At 47.7% G+C, this 21,092-nt stretch carries 18 protein-coding genes, 1 pseudogene and 1 CRISPR repeat array; of the genes and pseudogenes, 8 read left to right on the top strand and 11 right to left on the bottom strand.

Going from position 1 to position 21,092, the window contains the following annotated elements; genetic code table 11:
* The first annotated feature begins 22 nt into the window (after positions 1–22).
* Positions 23–943 (top strand): type II CRISPR-associated endonuclease Cas1, encoded by a 921-nt coding sequence (gene cas1 / locus HMPREF0860_RS03525; RefSeq protein WP_038080500.1) that lies wholly within the window; start codon positions 23–25, stop codon positions 941–943.
* Positions 921–1,256, top strand: coding sequence for a CRISPR-associated endonuclease Cas2 (gene cas2 / locus HMPREF0860_RS03520; RefSeq protein WP_021329717.1), 336 nt, complete (start codon positions 921–923; stop codon positions 1,254–1,256). The genes cas1 and cas2 overlap by 23 nt, the downstream gene beginning before the upstream one ends.
* Positions 1,257–1,324: 68 nt before the next feature.
* Positions 1,325–2,878: a CRISPR direct-repeat array (repeat unit 36 nt; unit sequence ATTATAACTGATTAATTTTTCTGGTCAACCTGCAAC).
* A 202-nt stretch (positions 2,879–3,080) separates the two neighbouring features.
* On the opposite strand, the gene HMPREF0860_RS03515 is transcribed toward cas2, so the two are convergent.
* The 5 genes from HMPREF0860_RS03515 to HMPREF0860_RS03495 form a co-directional block, all read right to left on the bottom strand.
* On the bottom strand, positions 3,081–3,581 hold the full coding sequence (locus tag HMPREF0860_RS03515; RefSeq protein WP_038080501.1) for a hypothetical protein: 501 nt from the start codon (positions 3,579–3,581) through the stop codon (positions 3,081–3,083).
* A gap of 185 nt (positions 3,582–3,766) precedes the next feature.
* Positions 3,767–4,357, bottom strand: coding sequence for a recombination mediator RecR (gene recR, locus HMPREF0860_RS03510; protein WP_021329651.1), 591 nt, complete (start codon positions 4,355–4,357; stop codon positions 3,767–3,769).
* Entirely contained in the window at positions 4,354–4,665 is a 312-nt protein-coding gene (locus tag HMPREF0860_RS03505; protein ID WP_021329744.1) for a YbaB/EbfC family nucleoid-associated protein, read from the bottom strand. Before HMPREF0860_RS03505 ends, recR begins: the two co-directional genes overlap by 4 nt.
* Positions 4,666–6,744: a DNA polymerase III subunit gamma/tau gene (dnaX, locus tag HMPREF0860_RS03500; protein ID WP_038080535.1), complete on the bottom strand. Its 2,079-nt coding sequence runs from the start codon at positions 6,742–6,744 to the stop codon at positions 4,666–4,668.
* Positions 6,745–6,977: 233 nt separating this feature from the next.
* Positions 6,978–7,877: a leucine-rich repeat domain-containing protein gene (locus HMPREF0860_RS03495; RefSeq protein WP_331270934.1), complete on the bottom strand. Its 900-nt coding sequence runs from the start codon at positions 7,875–7,877 to the stop codon at positions 6,978–6,980.
* Between the two features lie 698 nt (positions 7,878–8,575).
* Here HMPREF0860_RS03495 and HMPREF0860_RS14090 point away from each other — a divergent pair.
* A pseudogene (locus tag HMPREF0860_RS14090) lies at positions 8,576–8,791 on the top strand (polyamine ABC transporter ATP-binding protein); the annotation flags it as partial.
* A 145-nt stretch (positions 8,792–8,936) separates the two neighbouring features.
* Here HMPREF0860_RS14090 and rfbB read toward each other — a convergent pair.
* The 3 genes from rfbB to rfbA form a co-directional block, all read right to left on the bottom strand.
* On the bottom strand, positions 8,937–10,028 hold the full coding sequence (rfbB, locus tag HMPREF0860_RS03480; protein ID WP_021329694.1) for a dTDP-glucose 4,6-dehydratase: 1,092 nt from the start codon (positions 10,026–10,028) through the stop codon (positions 8,937–8,939).
* Positions 10,013–10,612 carry a dTDP-4-dehydrorhamnose 3,5-epimerase gene (gene rfbC / locus HMPREF0860_RS03475; protein ID WP_021329612.1) on the bottom strand — a complete coding sequence of 200 codons (600 nt, stop codon included), beginning with the start codon at positions 10,610–10,612 and terminating at the stop codon, positions 10,013–10,015. Before rfbC ends, rfbB begins: the two co-directional genes overlap by 16 nt.
* Positions 10,613–10,720: 108 nt before the next feature.
* A complete protein-coding gene (gene rfbA / locus HMPREF0860_RS03470; protein ID WP_038080539.1) occupies positions 10,721–11,593 on the bottom strand; it encodes a glucose-1-phosphate thymidylyltransferase RfbA in 873 nt (290 codons plus the stop codon).
* Between the two features lie 134 nt (positions 11,594–11,727).
* On the opposite strand from rfbA, the gene HMPREF0860_RS03465 reads away from it, so the two are divergent.
* The 5 genes from HMPREF0860_RS03465 (at position 11,728) to HMPREF0860_RS03445 (ending at position 16,352) form a co-directional block, all read left to right on the top strand.
* A complete protein-coding gene (locus HMPREF0860_RS03465; protein WP_021329708.1) occupies positions 11,728–12,432 on the top strand; it encodes a hypothetical protein in 705 nt (234 codons plus the stop codon).
* Positions 12,433–12,533: 101 nt separating this feature from the next.
* Entirely contained in the window at positions 12,534–12,911 is a 378-nt protein-coding gene (locus tag HMPREF0860_RS03460; RefSeq protein ID WP_021329677.1) for a Rid family detoxifying hydrolase, read from the top strand.
* Between the two features lie 31 nt (positions 12,912–12,942).
* Complete coding sequence (locus HMPREF0860_RS03455; RefSeq protein WP_021329729.1) at positions 12,943–14,133, top strand: pyridoxal phosphate-dependent aminotransferase; 1,191 nt, start codon at positions 12,943–12,945, stop codon at positions 14,131–14,133.
* Positions 14,134–14,166: 33 nt separating this feature from the next.
* The gene (locus tag HMPREF0860_RS03450; protein WP_021329673.1) at positions 14,167–15,552 is read left to right on the top strand and encodes a sodium:solute symporter family protein; all 1,386 of its coding nucleotides are present in this window, start codon (positions 14,167–14,169) and stop codon (positions 15,550–15,552) included.
* Positions 15,553–15,686: 134 nt separating this feature from the next.
* Complete coding sequence (locus HMPREF0860_RS03445) at positions 15,687–16,352, top strand: helix-turn-helix transcriptional regulator (protein ID WP_038080541.1); 666 nt, start codon at positions 15,687–15,689, stop codon at positions 16,350–16,352.
* Positions 16,353–16,365: 13 nt separating this feature from the next.
* On the opposite strand, the gene HMPREF0860_RS03440 is transcribed toward HMPREF0860_RS03445, so the two are convergent.
* Genes HMPREF0860_RS03440 through HMPREF0860_RS03430 form a run of 3 tightly spaced genes read right to left on the bottom strand, consistent with a single transcriptional unit; the run spans position 16,366 to position 20,991 of the window.
* The gene (locus HMPREF0860_RS03440) at positions 16,366–17,694 is read right to left on the bottom strand and encodes a DUF1302 family protein (RefSeq protein ID WP_021329637.1); all 1,329 of its coding nucleotides are present in this window, start codon (positions 17,692–17,694) and stop codon (positions 16,366–16,368) included.
* Positions 17,691–18,500 carry an outer membrane lipoprotein-sorting protein gene (locus tag HMPREF0860_RS03435; RefSeq protein ID WP_021329663.1) on the bottom strand — a complete coding sequence of 270 codons (810 nt, stop codon included), beginning with the start codon at positions 18,498–18,500 and terminating at the stop codon, positions 17,691–17,693. Before HMPREF0860_RS03435 ends, HMPREF0860_RS03440 begins: the two co-directional genes overlap by 4 nt.
* 46 nt (positions 18,501–18,546) lie before the next feature.
* Positions 18,547–20,991: an efflux RND transporter permease subunit gene (locus tag HMPREF0860_RS03430; protein WP_021329736.1), complete on the bottom strand. Its 2,445-nt coding sequence runs from the start codon at positions 20,989–20,991 to the stop codon at positions 18,547–18,549.
* Positions 20,992–21,092 lie beyond the last annotated feature (101 nt).

The following is a 21,092-nucleotide window of genomic DNA, read 5'->3' as shown; positions in this document are numbered from 1 at the left end:
ATATGCCGATAATACATACGGCGTGATACACAGAGTTTTGGAAATCTATGAAGAAAACCGTTATCTTGCTCTCAGCCGAGGTTTTATAGTCATCAAGCATGAAGATGAAACGCTCGGCGAAGTGCCGCTTGACGATATCGGCGTATTGTTGCTTTCGGCACAGAGCGTTGTCTTGTCAAAAAATATATTAAATGCGTTGACGGAGCACGGCTGCATTACCATACTCTGCGGTAAAAACTATGCACCGCAAAGTATGGTTTTGCCCATTGCTTCGCATTATCTGTTTGCAAAAATTATAAAAAATCAAATAGAAGCTTCGGCTCCGCTCAAAAAACGAATCTGGCAGCAAATTGTCATTCGTAAAATAAAAAATCAGGCACAAATATTGCATTTGGACGGAAAAGAAGAAAATGCAAAGCTTGTCGATAAAATATCGTCGCTTGTAAAATCGGGCGATCCTGATAACCGTGAAGCTTATGCCGCAAAACTGTATTGGAAAGCTTTATTCGACAAAGACTTTCTTCGCGATAGAAATGAGGAAGGCATCAATTCCCTGCTCAATTACGGATATGCCGTAATGCGGGCGGCCATGGCGCGTGCGGTATGTTCCGCAGGTCTTTTTCCGTCGCTCGGCATTCACCACGATAATAATTTAAATCAATTTTGCCTCGTCGATGATCTCTTTGAAATATATCGCCCGCTCGTCGATTTTACCGTCGCCAAATTACAAAAAGAAGGAAATGAAATACTTACACCGGAAATAAAAAAGCGGCTCTCCGACGTACTGTGGATAAAACTCCATACAACTGAAGGGAATTCACCGGCTTTTCAAAGTATGCAATATATGGCAAATGCCTATGCACGTGCGCTGGAAAATAAAAAACCGGATATCGAACTGCCCCTATGGGACGGAGATGAAAATGCGCGATTTGATTTTGAATAAGTATGAACTTATGTGGATGATGGTATTATTTGACCTGCCGGTCATTGAAAAAAAAGAACGAAAAGATGCTACGGAATTCAGAAAATTTTTGCTGGATAACGGTTTTTCAATGGTTCAATATTCGATTTATACAAAATTATTTTCGGGAAAAGATGCTTGCGAAAAATATTACAAAATGATACACGACAACTTGCCGACAAAAGGAAAAGTTGATATTATCACGATAACGGACAGACAGTATGGCAATATCATCAGTTATAATGCGGGCGAAAAACGGCAAAAAAAGCAGCCGGAACAGTTTCTTTTATTCTGATTTTCGTTTAAAAATAACACGTCCGGCACAAACCATTTCTTTGTATTGTAACGGTTTACGCCGGACGTATTATAACTGATTAATTTTTCTGGTCAACCTGCAACAGGCACTTATGGATTAAGAAAACGAAAAGGATTATAACTGATTAATTTTTCTGGTCAACCTGCAACTGAAAACACGGGCTATGTCGAAACGCCGACATTATAACTGATTAATTTTTCTGGTCAACCTGCAACCGGCGATGCGGATATTAGCAAGATGATTGTATTATAACTGATTAATTTTTCTGGTCAACCTGCAACCTCTGCGCTTGTCGTGTCACTTTTTACTCCATTATAACTGATTAATTTTTCTGGTCAACCTGCAACATACGCCTGCATAACAGCGTTTTTATCATAATTATAACTGATTAATTTTTCTGGTCAACCTGCAACGGACGAGTTAGGTAATAAAATGCCCGTTATATTATAACTGATTAATTTTTCTGGTCAACCTGCAACAAAAAGAGCTCGCAAAGTACAATCTGTCTGATTATAACTGATTAATTTTTCTGGTCAACCTGCAACGTTTTGTCTGTAGCTTTGTTATAGAAATCTATTATAACTGATTAATTTTTCTGGTCAACCTGCAACCTACCGCTAAATCCACGACACCTGACTTCAATTATAACTGATTAATTTTTCTGGTCAACCTGCAACCGTTGCACAATCTTTTATAGCTATAATATATTATAACTGATTAATTTTTCTGGTCAACCTGCAACTGCATAGGTATGTACAATGGCAAGGATTACATTATAACTGATTAATTTTTCTGGTCAACCTGCAACCAACGGTAGAATGTATTACCCTAAGTCCGTATTATAACTGATTAATTTTTCTGGTCAACCTGCAACTGGGAAAACGTGTCGATATGTATTTTGACGATTATAACTGATTAATTTTTCTGGTCAACCTGCAACATCGCGCTGTTTAAACAGTATATCGACCTCAATTATAACTGATTAATTTTTCTGGTCAACCTGCAACTCATCTGGAAACAAGTATTTAAAACTACTCATTATAACTGATTAATTTTTCTGGTCAACCTGCAACTATGAATGGCGACATATCGTCCTCAATGCCATTATAACTGATTAATTTTTCTGGTCAACCTGCAACAGCCAAGCTCGTACATCTTTGAGAGCGCATATTATAACTGATTAATTTTTCTGGTCAACCTGCAACTGGGGCGATATACGATTAGGGACAACCGTCATTATAACTGATTAATTTTTCTGGTCAACCTGCAACGGCTGAAAAAAGATTGAGCGCCGATGCGGTATTATAACTGATTAATTTTTCTGGTCAACCTGCAACCGTTAAATGTTGTGCATAGCACAAGCCGACATTATAACTGATTAATTTTTCTGGTCAACCTGCAACTAGACTGTCAACTGTAAATCCGTACAATTTATTATAACTGATTAATTTTTCTGGTCAACCTGCAACAAGCAGTTCGTACTCAAAACACTGGTTTACATTATAACTGATTAATTTTTCTGGTCAACCTGCAACCTGTGACTTCCGACATATTATTTACTTTTGATTATAACTGATTAATTCTCCCGGTCAAGTTACAAATCCGTAACACAGCGACCGCATGAATTACCCATAGTTAATTTTTTTCTACCAACCTTAAACTACGTCCTCGTCAACATAGTACACGCGACCTATCGTAAACTCCGCAGCGTCAAAAAGCGCATGAGCTATCCATTCATCGGAGCATTGTCGTAAAAGCATCGCCGCTATCTCGCACTCATTGTCGCCTGTGAACAGTACCACATTAGTCATCGTGTATTCCCTGCTGCTCTCGAAGCCTATTCCACAACACAGCATCACCCTTACCGAGCATCTTATATGCACTGAGAATAAAGTCCGTGAACTCCCAGTTATCGCTTTCACGATAATTGTAATCATGAAGCGACGGATGTCCCATAGGTAAGCACGTTTCAGCATCTATGTAAAACCACTCACCTTCTACATTAACACCGACAAACGTATGACGAATAACATTATTACAAAACAACCGTGCGCGCTTCGGCTCAGTTCCACCGTTCCACAGGATATACCAGATCAACGCCCAATCATTACAGTTTATCTTGTGCTCGCCATACGGATTTACAATATCATGAATTTTTTCGTGAAGTTCCTTCTTAAACTCGTCATAGTGCAGAAAGTCTTCTACATGTACCTCTTGTATAGCGTAGCTTGACGGAGGGGGAGGTGTTGCACCTGCACTTGAAAGCAGTGCAACAAAAAGAATTGCGAAAAATAATTGTTTCATAAAAACTCCTAAAAGAAAATAGACAACGCCGGTACTTCACTTTATCGGTATAGTTTCTTTCCTCAAAATATTATAACCGATTAATTTTTCCGGTCAACCTGCAATATAGAAAAACGTATAAAAAACTTACGAGAAATTATACGTATAATAATTTTTGGAGTCAGTACCGGTTTCCGATCTTTTTTCTACAGCGCAATCCTTCCGCGGAAGCTCCGCATTAAAGTCAGCTTATCGGTATATTCCAAATCGCCGCCGACAGGAATGCCGGATGCAAGGCGCGTCACTTTTACGCCGCCGATTTTTGCAAGGAGCTGCTGCACGTACAATGCCGTCGTATCGCCTTCTACCGTCGGGTTCGTCGCGATGATTATCTCTTCGATGTGTTCGTCTTTTACGCGGGAAAGGAGAGAGGCGATACGCAGCTGATCGGGGCCGATGCCGTCGATCGGAGAAATCACACCGCCGAGCACGTGATACAGACCGGTGTATTCGTGTGCGCTTTCTATCGTCTGCACGTCCTGCGGCTGTTCGACGACGCAGATGAGGGTTTTGTCGCGGAGCGGATTCGAGCAGATAGGACAGGGATCGTCTTCCGTCCACGAACCGCAGACCGAACACTGTTTGATTCTATCTTGAAGAACGGAAAGCTGTTCGGCAAAACGATTCACATAAGCGCGATCGGATTTTAATAAATAATGCACGATACGTGACGCGCTCTTTTTCCCGATGCCCGGAAGATGCGAAAACGAATCGACGAGTTCTTCGAGCGCGTTCATACATTCAATCCGGGGATATTGAGTCCCTGCAAGAGCGAACCGGTTTTCGCTTTAATCCGTTCCTGTATATTGGCGATCGCATCGTGATGAGCGGCGACAATCAAATCTTCGAGCATCGCGACATCGCGCTTGTCGACGCAAATGGGATCGATGTGAATCGCAGTCATCTCCATTTTTCCGTTCACGGTAACGGTAACCATTTTACCGCCGGACGAACCGTCGACGGATAACGCGGCGAGTTCATTCTGCATCTTTTGCGCTTCTTCTTTGAGCTTTGCCGTATTTTGCAATAATTCGAACGGATTCATCTATATTTTTCCCCCTACTATGCTTCCCTTAAAAACACTGCACAGGATTTTTATTTGCTGCGGCACTTCGGACGGCCCCGCCGCCTCTTCGATTTCTTTTAAACTCACCGAAAAATCCATGCGCCGCTCACACACTTTTTCAAGCGTCCGCAAAATCGCGTCGCGCTGCCGTTCAAGCTGCGTCTTTTGATACGCCGTTGCAGCCTGCGTAGAAATCGTATCGCCTGAAATTTGCCACGGAGTCGTCGTCATAAGCGCTGCGGCAGTCGGCGCATCGTGTATGCCGAGCTCGGCGATAACGCTCCCTCGAAGCTGTGCAAGGGTAATCGTGCGGCCGCCGCCCGTTACATAGGATTGCGCTTCATCTTGCGCGTCGTCCGCACTCTCGGCGGGAAGCGATGGAATGTATGCCGTTACGCCGGAACCGCCGCTTTCATCCGCATCGTCCGAAGTTTCATTCGCATCGTCAGTATCGTCGAAATCGCCGTCATCAAAATCGTCGAAAGAGAGGTTACTTTCCCATAAAGGAACGCTTTGAGGCGACGCCTGTACTTCCGGTCGATCCTCGCTTTTCGCTGCCGCTTGTTCAGGCGGCACGGCCCCGCCGTTATAAAAAGGGCTTTCGTTCTCCGGCGCCTGTTCCGCGAGGGCTGAAAAACGCGGCATAGTCTTGGGCATTTCCGAAGCGGCACGGCTTTGTGCCGAAGAGGCAAAAGCGTTTTGAGCCGTACTTTGCGAACTTCCTCCGTTTCCGCCGGCAATACCGTCAGGCACCAAGGGAGAGGCAGTTTGCGTATACGCCGCATCGGTTCCGGGTGATTGCCTAGCAGATTGCGCATACGCCGCATTGCCCCCGATCGATTGACGCGCAGCCCGTCCTGCCGCCGCATCGTTTTGTGCAGCGCGCCCCGCGTCTTGCACCGGCACGGGAGATCCCGCCGTCAACAATGAACGGGCGGAATCGATCGCGGATTTGACTTCGGCGGGCGACACGTACTCGGAAAGCCAGCACAGACGCGAAAACGCAAGTTCGAGCTCATAGCGCGGCGAAAGCGAATAACGGATATCGCGGTAGAGCTGCAAAAAAATCGAAAGCGCGCGCTCAACCTGCACCGTATTCCACGCTTCGATGACGGCGGAACTGTAACGTTCGGCTGAACTGCCGAGCAGCGATTCTTTTGTAATGCCGTTTTTAATCAATAAAAGACTTCGGATATAATTCGTACTGTTTGCGATCAGTTGTTCGATCGAAATACCCGATTCGAGATACGCGTCGAGTACGCCGATCGCGTCGTCGGCTTTGCCCGCCGCACACTTTTCAAATAATTCATTGAGCCTGTCCACGCCGACGAGACCGAGCTTGTCGCGGATCTTATCGTACGTGATGACGCCGTCGCTGAACGCCGCAACTTGATCGAAAAGCGTATACGCGTCGCGGATCGAGCCGGTCGCCTCTCGTGCAATCCAATAGAGGGCTTCGTCGTCGGCTTGAATCGACAATTCACGTACCGCATCGGCAAGCAAATCCTTTATCTTTTCTGCGGAAACGAGACGGAAATTGAATTGCTGACAACGGCTTTTAATCGTAGCCGGAACTTTTTGCAGCTCCGTCGTCGCAAAAATAAAGACGACGTAGGGCGGCGGCTCTTCGATCGTTTTTAAAAGCGCGTTGAACGCACTCGTCGAAAGCATGTGCACTTCGTCGATGATATAGATTTTATAACGAGACGAATTCGGCGGGAACATCACTTCGTCTTTGATTTGGCGCACGTCGTTGACGCTCGTATTCGACGCGCCGTCTATTTCGATAACGTCGAGACTCGCGCCTTTCGTGATTTCCGTACAATGCGCGCAGGTGCCGCACGGAGCAGGCGTCGGCCCGTTTTCGCAGTTGAGCGCTTTTGCGAGGATGCGCGCCGTAGACGTTTTGCCGCAGCCGCGCGGACCGGAAAACAAATACGCATGAGCGATCTGATGCGACGTGATCGAATTTTTCAAAGTTTCCGCAACAAATTCCTGCCCGACCAAATCGGAAAATTGCTGCGGCCGCCGCCGCGTCGCCGTAACTTCGTAAGCCATAAAATGAGTGTAATATAAAACGCCGAAATCGGCAACGGGAAAGGCGAAGCGCGTCAATCTAAACGCTACGAATGTCGTCAATCGTTCAGCCGTACGGATCGGTTTACCAGCCGATGCGGGACTGCGGTAAAGACCGTCATTTTCCCAAGCGCGGAAGCAGGTTTTTAATGTGTAATGGGTAATGTGTAATTACCACTACCCATTATCAACTACCCGCTGCCCATTAAATTACATTAAATTTCTTGCGCATTCCCGTCCGCATCATACTTATACATCGTCCACTTCTTGTCGGTTTTCGCGGTTTCAAAGGCGTTTTTCAGTGCATCAGGTACGGTAAAGTCTGCGTGATTGCCTTCGGTAACGCCGGGGTCTTCGGAGTAAAGATAACACTTTGCATTATCGCCGGCATCCCGCGTCGGTAAATCGTCAAATAGCTTTTTAAATGCGGCTGCAGCAAGCTGATTGCAGTCGCAGTACAGCGTTTTCAAAGCGGAACATCCCTGCACGTTGAGCGCGGCAAGCTGATTTTCGTAGCAATCCAGCCTGTTCAAAGCGGTCAAGCCCTGCACGTTTAGAGTTGCAAGCTGATTGTCGCTGCAGTACAGAGATTGCAAAGCGGAACATCCCTGTACGTTGAACATAGCAAGCTGATTGTCGTCGCAATCCAGATATTCCAAAGCGGAACATCCCCGCACGTTAAGCGCGATAAGCTTATTTTCGCAGCAGGTCAACTCGGTGATCTTGCCTTTTAGAATCACGAGTGTGCCGTTTGCGTGCAGGTCGGTTTCGGTGCCGCTTGTAAGCGTCGCTTCATTGCAGCCTTCTACCGTAATGTCGAGACCATCGGAAGGCGTTGCCGTAACTTTGATGTTGGGTTTATCGGAGCTTAAGATGAGCGAAGCACCGCCTTCGACAAAGGGTGCTTGCGGCGCTCCCGAACCGCTGTCGTTCGAACAGCTTGTAAAGACGAGCGCTGCGGCAAACAATAAAGCGCCGATCGCTGTAATCGGTATCTTTTTTAAAAGGGTTTTACCGAGCCCCCCCCTATACAAATGTACGGGCTCGATTTTGTTTTGTTCATGCGAACCTCCTATAAAAACTTTTGCAGGTACTTGCAGCGAAGCTTCAAGCAAAGTTGCAACTTTCGAAAAAATTTTTAGCCGTGCGCGTGCGCGCACACGTCGAATAGTCGAATTCGCAAAATACAGTGTATCGTACTCATACGATTTTTATCGAAACGATACATATACACATCTTTCGCAAACATCCGCGCAAACTCGAGATCCAAAGCGACGGCGCCATTTCAGACGGCGCTTTGGATCATCCCTCCTATAAAAACTTTTACAAGATGCTTCGGCATCTTATCAATATCATAACATATTTTTCATAATTTTCAACGTAGTTGCGCAGCAAAGCGGGGCATCGAGCGAAGTTCCCCGCGCAACCTTGCAACGAGCGCGAAGCGCGACATCCGACTTTTCCTTCCTTAAAATGCGGCATTGTAGCGTCTCGCTTAAACGTTCCAGCCTATGCCCGCGTGGAGCGCCGCGAAGCGTTCCCGCCGCATTAAAGAAAGTATTGAGGCGGCGGGAATGAGGGTTACCGAAGCGCGGAAGGCGGGATGGCAAAACAGTGTCATCCGGATGACGACTTTATGTTCGGCAAAGATTCATCCGTGTACGAGTTTCGCAATATCCGTACCTTTAAAAACAAAAAAACCGCTCCGCCGCGTTCGCTTTCGGAACGTTCGGAGCAGCTGTATTTATCGGCTTCTCGCGTTTACGCACGTAACGATTCCGCTCATCATTCCGGCGATCCTTACGGGTATATGGACGAACCGCTTTCGAACCTCGACGCAAAGCTTCGGATCCACATGCGTACGGAGATCCGCAGAATTCAAAAAGCGCTCGGAACGACGTGTCTGTACGTCACGCACGATCAATCGGAAGCGCTCACCGTTTCCGACAGAATCGTCGTTATGAGCCGCGGCAAAGTCGAACAGATCGGCACTCCGCTTGAAATATACGGCAAACCCGAATCGGATTTTTGGAAGTTCGAAAAAATAAAATCGAAAATAAAATCGATTTGCAAAATCCAAACGACCGGCACGCAACAAGTGCCGGTTAATTTTATTGATCAATTCTTTAAGATATTATTCCCGTCATTTTGTACATATTGTAGTATTATTTTCCTCACCGCTTCGTGTAATTTTCCGCAATCCAGGTTTTGTATTCGCCGGAGAGAATGTGATCGATCCAGTCCCGATGCGAAAGATACCACGACACCGTACGGCGAAGTCCTTCGTCGAACGAAACTTTACGCTGCCAGCCGAGTTCGGTTTTGATTTTCGTGCAGTCGATCGCGTAGCGGAGGTCGTGTCCGGGGCGGTCTTTTACGTGAACGATCGTCTTTTCAACGGCAGCGACGTCTTTATGCAGTTCGCCTGCCGTAAGCTCGATGAGTTTTTGCAGCAGTTCGATATTTTGCAGTTCATTTTCTCCGCCGATATTGTATTTTTGTCCGGCCTCGCCTTTTTGCAAAATGAGGTACACCGCACGGTTGTGATCTTCGACGTAAATCCAATCGCGCACGTTCTTACCCTCGCCGTATACCGGAAGCTCCTTTCCGTCTCGGATATTTGCGATCATGAGGGGGATGAGTTTTTCGGGAAACTGATAGGGCCCGTAATTATTCGAGCAGTTCGAAAGCGTAAGCGGCAAACCGTACGTGTGGCTGTATGCCGACGCGATGTGATCGCTCGACGCTTTGCTCGCCGAATACGGAGAGCGCGGATCGTAGGGCGTCGTTTCGGTGAAAGCTCCCGTCGCTCCGAGCGAGCCGTACACTTCGTCGGTGCTTATGTGATGAAAGAGCGCGTCTTCGCGCATCGAACCGTCCGGCTTTTGCCAAAAATTGCGCGCGGCGTCGAGCAGCGTAAAGGTTCCCATCACGTTCGTTTTGATAAACGCTTCCGGCCCCAAAATGGAACGGTCAACATGGCTTTCCGCCGCAAAGTGCACGATCGTGTCGATATCGTATTGTTTTAAAATACGCTCGATTTCCGCCCTGTCGCAGATATCGGCCTTTTCAAAAAAATAGCGCGACGAGCCGTACTCGGCTTCGATGTCGGAAAGGCTTTCGAGGTTGCCCGCATAAGTGAGACAATCGACGTTGACGACGCGCCCGGCAAAACCGCTTTCGTTTCCTAGCAAAAAGCGAATAAAATTACAGCCGATAAAACCGGCACCGCCGGTGACCATGATATTCGTTAATTTCCGAGCCATATACCGTCCTTTGAAAAATAGCGCGTATCTTTATCGAATGAGGGATGTTTTTTATCCTTTTCCGAAAGGAGCGGCGTCATACCCGACGCAACACGCTCCCAATCGATTCCGATCGTTTTGTCGTTCCACATAATGCCGCTTTCGCCTGTAGGATCGTAAAAATCGGTACACTTGTACGCAAAAATCGCCTCACCGCTCAGTACGTAAAATCCGTGCGCGAAGCCTTTCGGAATGTAAAATTGATTTTGCTTCTCTCCGTCGAGTACAACTCCGCAATATGTTCCGAAAGTCGGAGAATCGTTTCGTAAATCGACAGCGACATCGTATACGCTGCCCGATATGACGCGCACGAGTTTTCCCTGCGGATGTTTCGTCTGAAAATGTAGACCTCGCAAAACGCCCTTTGTCGAACGCGACTGGTTGTCCTGCACAAAGCGCGCATCGATCCCTGCCGCGGCAAAGTCGCGCGCGCTGTACGATTCGAAAAAATAACCGCGCGCATCTCCGAACACTTTCGGCACTATTTCAAAAAGCCCCGCGATCGGCTCTCCGCCGGCACAACATTGATTAAACGTAAACGACACCGCATACTCCAAAATTAATAATTAATAATTCGTATCGTATCGCACGAGGCGCATGCCCGCAAAAATCATGTACGTTTTTCAGCGCCTGAGCCGTGCGTACAGGCTTCATCACAAGCTTGCGATGTATTCGAGATAGCGGCCGTAATCCGTTTTGTAGCCGTCCGCGAGTTTTAACAAATCATCCCGTGAAATCCAGCCGTTCCGATATGCGATCTCTTCGATGCACGACACGTACAAGCCCTGCCGCCTTTCGATCGTCGCGATAAAGTTGCCCGCTTCGAGTAAATCGTTGTAGGTGCCGGTGTCGAGCCACGCCATACCGCGCCCGAGCAGTTCGACCGACAGAGCGGAACGTTCGAGGTACGCGTTGTTTATCGACGTAATTTCGATTTCCCCGCGCGCCGAAGGTTTTACGTTCGACGCGATATCGACGACGTTGTTATCGTAAAAATACAAACCCGGAACGGCGTAATTGCTTTTCGGATGAGCGGGCTTTTCTTCGATGCCGACCACTTTGCCGTCTGTATCGAATTCGACGACGCCGTACGCGCTCGGATCTTTGACATAGTAACCGAAAATAACCGCGCCGCCTTTCGTCTCGACTTGTTCAACCGCGTTTGAAAGACTGCGCGAAAATCCCTGTCCGTAAAAAACATTGTCACCGAGCACAAGCGCGACCGTATCGTTTTTAATAAAATCCTTTCCGACGATAAAGGCGTCCGCAAGTCCGCGAGGTTTATCCTGTACCGCGTATTCGAAACGCATACCGAGCCGCTTTCCGTCTCCGAGCAGTTCTTCAAAAACCGGCAGATCGCGCGGTGTTGAAATTATTAAAACTTCTCGAATTTTCGAAAGCATGAGCGCCGACAGCGGATAGTAAATCATGGGTTTGTCGTACAGCGGCAAAATCTGTTTCGAAACCGCTTTCGTTATCGGATAGAGGCGCGTGCCCGACCCGCCTGCAAGAATGATGCCTTTCATAACAAAAAATATATCACAAGGAAAACAAATGCGCAACGATACTGCTGAGAGGAAAAGCCCCCCTCGGTTATACAAAAAAAATTTCGTATAACCTTTGTTCCGCTCGGTTTGTTTTTTATACGAGGAAGTATGCTATGAAAAAAAATCTACCCATAAAAACGCCGTGTTCCGAAGCGGCCGGCACGAAATCTTTGCTTTTTATGTTTGCGGCGGCACTTCTTTTTTTATCGCTGCTGTTTATGTCCTGTACGTCTTCCGTCGAACTGCGTGCAAACGGCGACGGCAGCGTCAATATAACATACGATGCGGCATTCGGTTCGGCATTTATCGAAATCATGCAAGCGCTTTCGGGCGGCGGGACTTCGCCCCTCTTCGATGCGGATGAGATGACGGCGCAGTTCCGAGCGGCCGGCGTCAACGATGTGCGCATCACTTCTCCTGCGGACACATCGCTCGGCATAAGGCTTTGTTTGCCGAAAAACGGAATCGCTCCCGTGTCGCAGTCGGGCTGTATTTCGAGATCCGCCAACAGTTTGTCGCTCGTGCTTTCCCCCGAATCCAGTGCAAAATTATACAAACTCCTGCCCGAGACGATGCAGTCTTATATCGATTTATGCATGGCACCTCTTTTTCTCGGCGAACCGATGGAGCAAAACGAATACGTCGATTTGATCGCTTCCGTCTACGGTCAAGCACTTGCCGATGAGCTCAAGCGCTCGAAAATAAAGATTTCGCTCTTTGCACCGAACGACGAGAAAAAAGCGTCCAAAACGGTCGAGCTTTCACTCGCAGAACTGCTTACGAGTACGAAACCCGTTTCGTTTTCCGTCAAGTGGTAATTCCATACCAATGAATAAAAATTCAGTAAAATTTTCATTGACTGCAATAATTTTCAGTGTTATACTAAAATCATAAATCTTAAAACAAGTGAGGCACTCTTATGAAAGTAATCGATACGAAAAATGCGCCCGCCGCAATCGGGCCGTATTCGCAGGCAATCGTCGCAAACGGCTTCGTGTACACGTCCGGCCAAATTCCGATCAACCCGCAGACGGGCGCCGTTGAAGGCAAAACGATAACCGAACAAGCGGAACAGGTTATGAAAAATCTCAAAGCTGTGCTCGACGCGGCGGGAAGCGGTTTTACGAAAGCGGTCAAAACGCTGTGCTTTCTCAAAACGATGGATGACTTTGCGGCGTTCAACGAAGTGTATGCAAAATATTTTACCGGAAAACCCGCGCGTTCGTGCATAGCGGTCGTGCAGCTTCCGAAAGACGTACTCGTCGAAGTGGAGGTCGTCGCGGAAACGGAGGGATAAGCTCTATTCCAAAAGTTCAGAAGGAGGTACTATGAACGGCTTTACAAACGACACTGTTAATTTGGATGTATTGCGGAAGCGTGCATTCAATATGCGTTGGGCGGAACAACCGGACGATGTAATTCCGCTGACGGCTGCAGATCACGATTTTCCTGCAGCTCCCGAAATTGCGGATGCCGTTATTGAATATTCAAAAGCCGGTTATTTTCCGTATACGCCCCCTCGAGGTTTTAAAGAATTTAGGGAAGCGCTTTCAAAAGCGTTTTTTCAACGAAAAAATGAAAAGGTAGATCCGAATTTAATCCTGCCGATTGACAGCGCAGCGAGCGGAATGTCCGTCATCGCAAAAGCGTTTTTACAACCTGGAGACGAAGTAATCGTTTTTGATCCCGTCGATTTTTTATTCAAAACATCTATGGAAGCTGCCGGTGCAAAAACTGTTCTGTTTCCGACCAAGTTAACAAAAGACGGAATCTCGCTCGAGGGACTTGAAGATTATATTACGCCGAAAACAAAAATGCTCGGTTTTTGCAATCCGCATAATCCGATGGGTATGTTGTATTCAAAAGAAGATCTCGATTACCTCCTTACGCTTTCCGAAAAATACGGATTTTATATTATGAACGATGAAATCTGGTCGGATATCATATATCCCGAATACCGATTCAACAGTTTGATCGAATTCGGTCCCGATCGAAATGAACGAACGCTTTCGGTATACGGTTTTTCAAAGAGCTTCGGAATTGCCGGCCTTCGTACCGGATGCATTTATTGTATGAATCAAAAAACATACGATAAAATCGTCGCCGCTTCGTATGTCGATACGACGATCGGCGGAATTTCATGTCTCTCCCAAATCGCCGGAATCGCCTGTTGTGAAAAATCGTTTTACCGAGTCGATGAATTTATGCAGCAGATGACGAAGAACAGAGACTACACGCTTGAACGTATCGGGAACATGCCGGGCATCAGCTGTCATAAACCGCAGGCGACATTTGTCGTCTTTCCCGATATCACAAAAACAAAAACGGATCCTGTAAAATTCGTCGAGCTCGCGCGGGAAAAATATAAAGTAGCGCTTGTTCCCGGAGGAGCGCGCTTTTTCGGACCGGGTTCGGCCGGACATATTCGGATTTGTATGGCGACAAGTCACGACATACTCGAAGAAGGTTTAAATCGACTTGAAAAAGCGCTCAACGACGTAATGGCAAAACAACAATAAAAAGGAGTGCGTAAAAACGCAGCGGGAGGTTTTATGGCAAAGATAATTGTAGCTTTACTGTATATTCTTGCAATCCTTGTAATCGGTATTATCGGCGGGACAAAAGTTAAGACAGCCGATGATTTTGCTACAGCAGGAAGAAAGATTCCGTTTTGGACAAACGTTTATTCCATGTCGTCCGCATGGATCGGAGCCGGTTCAACGCTCGGATGTGCGAGTATGTGCTATGCGTTCGGCGTACAGGGCTTTTATCTGGCAGTCAGCGTCGGAATAGGAGCCATACTTGCATCGCTGCTTTTTTCAAAAAAGATTCGAACGGCAAACGTTACGACTATACCCGAACTTATTCGCAAATATCTTGGAAAACGGGTTGCCGATTGGATCAGCGTCTTAACGATTTTTCAAATATTCGGAATAGCTGCAAGTCAAATCCGCGCCCTTGGTACGATTTTACAACTGTTCGTGCCGTCGTTGGGACTCCTTGCCGCGATCGTTATCATGACCGGTGTCATGCTCATCTATACGGTTATCGGCGGAATGGTTTCCGCGACGAAAACGGACAAACTCAATATTTCGCTCATGGTGATTTCCGTCATGGTAATTATTCCGATTATCGCGCTTTCGAAAGCCGGAGGCTTGAGCGGATTCTTAACCCGTGCGGATCCGTCGTTTTTGACTTTCCGGCGCATGGGTATCGGTGCAATGATTTCGAGCGGTCTGTACTTTTGTACATCGAATATGCTCAATAGCGAAAATTTTTTACGCGTATGCGGCGCACGTACGGCAACCGAAGCAAAGAACGCTTCACTTACCGCAACGCTTCTCGTTTACATTCCGTATTTGCTGTTTGCAAGTCTCGCCGGTTTGCTCGGTATCGTACTCATTCCTCAGCTTGGAACATCCGACTCCATTCTCCCGGCAATGATAAATACATTAACGAATCCCGTGCTCGGTGCATTCCTTTTGGCAGCGCTTCTTGCTGCCGTTATGGGAACGGCAGCTTCCGTCACAATGCTCACAAGTGTTACGATTACACGTGACGTCATAGCGCGCATTGTACATATCGAAGAAAGTACGATGCTGAAATTTCAACGCATCGCAATGGTTATCGTCGCACTGCTCGGTGTTATCGTCGGGTATTTCGGAGCGTCGATCGTTTCGATCATGGAAAACGTCGGTGCTCCGTGCGGTGCTGCGCTCGTTCCGATTCTGTGCGGTATATTCTTTTGGCGTGAAAAGATGAACGAAAAAGGTACGCTCATTACGATCATCGTTGCAATCATCACTACGCTCGGATATCTTGCACTCGGTTCGCCGCTCGGAATCAGTCACTTTTTATTCGGTATTATCTGCTCGACGATTACGATGTTTATCGCCAATACTATCTGTTATACTGCCGGCAAAAAACGTGAGGAGTAAACAATGGGATTTATCGATTACACTATTATCGCAATTGGTTTGGCTGTCGCCGTCTTTCTGCTGATCAATATGGCGCGTGAAGTATTCAAAAAATAGCGAAACGCGGCGGATGTTTGCGGGGCGAAGAGTACGGCATGCCTGACACGAATACGAAACTTACCGAAACGGACAAAGCGATTCTCGAATCATGCAAGATCATCGTAAACGGGCTTGCCGAATACCTTGGGTGCAATTACGAAATAGTATTGCACAGCCTCGAAAATATCGATACATCGATTATTAAAATCATGAACGGTTTCCATACGGGCAGAACGGAAGGCGGCCCTATCACCGACTTCGGTCTTTCCATGCTTTCAAAAATCGCTTCCGAAAAAGGGAAGAATTCCGAAAGTTATTTTTCAAAAAATAAAAAAGGCGAGCCGCTGAAATCTTCGACGATTATCATACGCGGACAAGGCGGTAAGCCGATCGGTCTTTTGTGTATCAATTTTTATTTGAATGCTCCGATTATTTCGCTGATTCAAAGCAATACGCCTTCTGCGGAATTTCCGTATAAAACGCAAATCAAAGAAAATTTTTCAAAGACGACCGATGAATTGATTTTAAAATCGCTCGACGATATCCGCTTGTTCGTAGCAACGGACAGTTCCATACTCCCTTCGCTGAAAAACAAGCGTATCGTAGAATTATTAAACGATAGAGGTATCTTTAAAATTAAAGACGCCGTCGCTATCGTCGCACGGCATTTGAATATTTCAAAAAATACGGTATATCTTCATCTTCGCGGCGCAAAACAATAGGGGGCCAGGTCGATTAAAATCTGACCGTTCCCTCGAATCGCACGCAGCTCAAATCTTTATACTTTCCGTAAGTGCCGTCGCTTTTCGGACCGGGAAAATAGCCGTCGAACGCAAGCGCAAGCGAAATCTCGTCGGTGAGGTTGTACTTTGCTTTAAGACCGGCAAAGCCGTCCAAATCATTTAAACGTACAAGGCCGGTACACGAGAGCGTGAGTGTTTCGGAAAAAAGCGTCTTCGAAAGGTTTGCCGTAGCTCCGTGCTCGTACGCGTCGCGCGCAAGCGAGTCGACATAAGCGAATACGACGTCCCCGTAATACTGCGCGGTAAGCATCCAGCCGTTTTTATTCCAGTCGAATCCCGCAAGGGCTCTCAGTTCGTTTTTTCGTTTGTAGCCGCCGAGCGAAGTTTGTCCGAGCTGAAGCGCGCGCTCGATAAAAAATGCGCTTTCCGCTCTGATCACAAAAGCTCCTGCGGGAACGGCCAAGTCGAAGCCCGCCATGCCGTACCGATAATACTTTCCCGTCACGGTAATTTTAGGCGGCATATCGGGTACGTACGAGAGGTTCGGCGAATCGTCAAAGCCGTAGTATCCGTACAGCGAAAAGTCGATCGCCGGAAACCAAAAACTTACGCGCGCGGCATAGCTCGAATTCGCGATGTTCAGCTCCGGCTTTGAAATATCGCCGAGTACGACCGGTACGGCACCAACGGAACTCGGAATGAGCGCTTTTCGAAGCGGATTCCACGATTCGAACGGAAGCGCAGAGGGTCTGAAAAACGGGATCCAATACGCATCGGCGGTAAAATACGTTCCCGAAAGCGTGCCCTTTATCGCGTCGATGCCGAGCCTGCTTTCGCTGTAGTTCGACGTACCGAGAGATGCGAGATTTTGCGGGCAGAGGATATCCGCGATACGTATACCGTCCGCTTTTCCCCATGCCGTTATCTGCCGGCCGAATTTTAAGCCCGCCGTCAAACCGTTTCCGAACTCGTTCGACGTCCACGTAAAATACGCTTCCTGCAGTTCCGCGCCGAGTCCGTCGGTAACCGAAAAGCTTCCGCCGGAATTTGCAGCGAGCGCATTGAAATACGCGTTGCCCGCGATAAAGACCGTACAATCCGCAAAGCGCGCGTCGATCTCTCCGCTCACCGTTTCTTTTGCGGGTGAAAAATCGCCCGCATTGTCGCCGCGGATAAAAACGCCGACTGCGGTTTTAGCGCTTCCCGAAAATGTGATGTCCTGCGAAAACGCGAAGGAGGCGGAAAGAACGCAGACAGCCCCGAACACCGCGGTACGATACCGCCGCACAAGCTGCAACATTTTTAAAATTAATAATTTCATTTTATCGCTCCGCGTTCAAGGGATGCAACGGTAAAGACGGAATCGTTTATCGGTATGTTGTAATGCACGTCTTTCATTTCGATGACGGTCGAATGATTCGTCCTGACGTTTACCATCGTCATTTTTCCGATCGTCCATATACCGTCGATTTTTTCAATGTTTGTGCATTCGAGTTTACGCTGCAGTGCGTTTTGCCGGTCGTAGTATTCGCTTTTTAATAATTTAAAATTATCTTTGCGGATCCATACGATGCGGCGGGGATTTTTTTCCGTTTTATCTTTTGCAGCGCATTCGATTTTCCAGCAGTCGAAGCCGTCGACGGTTTCGGAAGCGAGCACGGCAAACGTATCTTTCGAAAGCGCTCTGTCGCCCATATCGTCGTACGTAAAATCCGTTCCCATAAAATCGCCGCCGCTTTCGCTGCCGGATATGCGGCGCACTTTTTTCATCGCGGGCATATACAGCCAATTGTCGGAATCTTTTTTCGTACCGTCGGCTTTTTCATCGTATTCCCACATCAAATAGCCGACACCGGCGACGTCTTTCGGCGTACGGAAAACGATGACCGTTTTATCGTTATCGCCGTAATCTTTCGTATAATACACGATTTCGCGCACTCGCTGATTGCCGGTTTTATTGACGAGCGTCATCGTTGCGGTATAGGTGCCCGTTTTGCCGGTGTCCGCGTCTCTCGCGCGCTTCATAATATCGTAGCCGCTCAAATCCTGTGCGGCGGCCGCGAACACGCAGGCACCGACTGCAAAAAATACGGCAGCTCTTTTTAACAATTTTTCGATCCTTTTCATAGTATCCTCCAAAATCAATATCGTTTATCGTATCGTTCGATTGTTATTAATTATCATGTTTCGACGCATTGTTTTCTTTTGCATCCGCTTCTTTTCCGAACGACTCTGCCGAAAACAGCAGTGCCGGCGTCAACGTATAATCGGCGATAAGAGCTGCAGCGAGTCCGACGACGCTCAGCAATCCGATGCGGAACAGCATACTTATCGAACTGAACATATACATCGAAAACATCGCGCACAGGATAACCGTCGTCGCAATCATCGATCGGCCGATCTTGACAAAAGAATCGACGACCGCTCTGTGATAATCGCCCGTCGCCTCGTATTCAAGTTTGACGTGATTCGTAAAGTGGATCGTATCGTCGACCGCAATGCCGAGTATCATCGGCATAATCGTCATCGTGAGCATATCGAGCGGATATCCGAAAAAGCCCATGAGCCCGCCGACGAGCAGTACCGGGGCGGCGTTCGGGATCATGCCGATAAATCCCGTATGTATGCTCGAAAACACGATTATCAAAAGGAGTAAAATTATTATAAACGAACCGCCGAGCGATTTCAATTCGCCGGTAACGAGCGTGTGATTCATCGTTGCAAAGCCGACGATTTCGCCGATGCAGAAAACTTTCGCGTCCGGAAAATAACGAGAGCCGAGAGAACGCGCATCGACTATGTCCGCATCGATTGCGTTCGCATCGTATTCTTTCAATTCGACGTGTACGTATGCAGTGCTGCAGTCCTCGCTCATCCATGAGGAAAGATTTTCGCCGCCGGATAATTCGTACAGGAATAACAGCTGCGTTAAAAAATCCCGCTCTTTCGGAATCGTATAAAACGCAGGATCGTCGCCGTTCAGCGTGCGGTTCATCTCTTTTACGATGTCGGTTACGGATGTGACGCGCGGCTTCGTACCCGATATTTTCGTCAGCCTCAGTTTGCCGAGAGCGGCTCCCAAATCGTCAAGCGCCTGCATATTTTCGGGCTCTTTAAATGCGTCGGCTTCGGGAAGTTCGATCATCACTTCGTACGAATATTGGTTGCCGAGTTTCGAATTCATAATGGAAATTATGCGTGCGACATACGGAACTTTTTTACCCATCATGCCGACGTAATCCATATTCACTTCAATGCGGAACATATAGAAAACGGATGCCGCTGCGATCGTCCCGCCGACGATGAGGATCGGGATGCGGTGTCGGAGCACTTGTTCGCCGAAGCGTCCGTATACGGCGTCGACTTTTTCGTGGAACGCTTTTATGCGCGCTTCCCTCCGGAGCGCTTTTTGTGAAGCGGATTTTGCCGCCGCGGGGGAGTCCTTTCCGTAGCTGTACAAAACCGGAAGCAGCACGATGACGTACAGATAGATGACAAAGACGAGCGCGGAACAGGTACCGCCGAGCCAGCGCAGCGCACCGATGCCGGCGGTAAAAAACGAAATAAAGGATGCCATCGTCGTGATGACGGTAAATAAAATCGGCCAACCGGTCGTTTTCACCGCGGCGATTGCAGCGGCTTTGCGGCTGCCGCAGCTGCGGAATTCGTAATTGAATCCGTTGATATAGTGAATCGCATAACCGACGGAAAGCGCCATGCCAAGCAGTATCGGCAGTGTCAGAAGATTTTCTCCGGCAATGATGCCGAACCAGCCGGAAAAGCCGAATACCGTACCGATACCGCCGACGGTCGCAAAGATCGGAACGAGCACTCCCCGCGCCGAACGGACGAATAAAATCAAACAGACGAGCATAACGATAAAGCCCGTAATGATGCGCCATTTCATATCGTGCTTTACCGCGCGGCTCTCCTCGGTTTCGGTGTAGCCCATGCCGCTTCCCTTGAACGTGTAGGCATCGCTTTTAAATTCGTCCGATTCGACGATCGGGATCGCAGCGTCGCCGACTTTGTACATATCCGCATAATCGTCGTCGTAAGGCGTCAGCGAAAGAACCACCCACGTTTCTTTTGCATCGTCGGATACGATATTGTTGACGAGCGATTCGCGGCTCATGATAAACGCTTTTTTTTCGGCGAGTTCCGCGCGTTCTTTTTCCGTCATCTGCGAAAGTGCTTTGCCGCCGCCGGGGATGCCGTCTTTAAACGGATTACTGACTTCGATACCTTCTTCCGTGCCTTGCGAAACGGTCAAACGCATAAGCGACGTAACTTCATCCGCGAACGGTACTTCCGCTTCGAGGCGCTTGCCGAGCCGGTCGATCGCAGAAAGCACTTCGGGAGCGAACACGTCGTCGGCTTCGACGAGCACGGCGACGACGTCGGTGTTTCCGAACAATTCTTTAAATCTGTCGTTTGCGGCTTTTTGCTCTTTGGAATTGGTAATCCACTGATCTTCGTCGTCTTCCGATTTAAACCTCGGCAAGCCGGCAAAGCCCGCAAGCGTGATAAGGGCGATTGCGATTAAAAATGCCGTCCGATGCTTTATTTGAAAACGTCCGATTTTTTCGAACCGCACATTGATTTTGTTTACCGTCATACTATTCCCCGATAAAACGTACACGCTTAAAAGTTATACATTGCTAACTACATCATTAAATATGCTATGCGAAACTTGATCTTTTGTCAACAGAAAATAGT

The sequence above is a fragment of the Treponema socranskii subsp. socranskii VPI DR56BR1116 = ATCC 35536 genome (assembly GCF_000468115.1).
GTDB lineage: Bacteria > Spirochaetota > Spirochaetia > Treponematales > Treponemataceae > Treponema_D > Treponema_D socranskii.
This window is presented reverse-complemented; position numbering and strand designations above follow the sequence as displayed.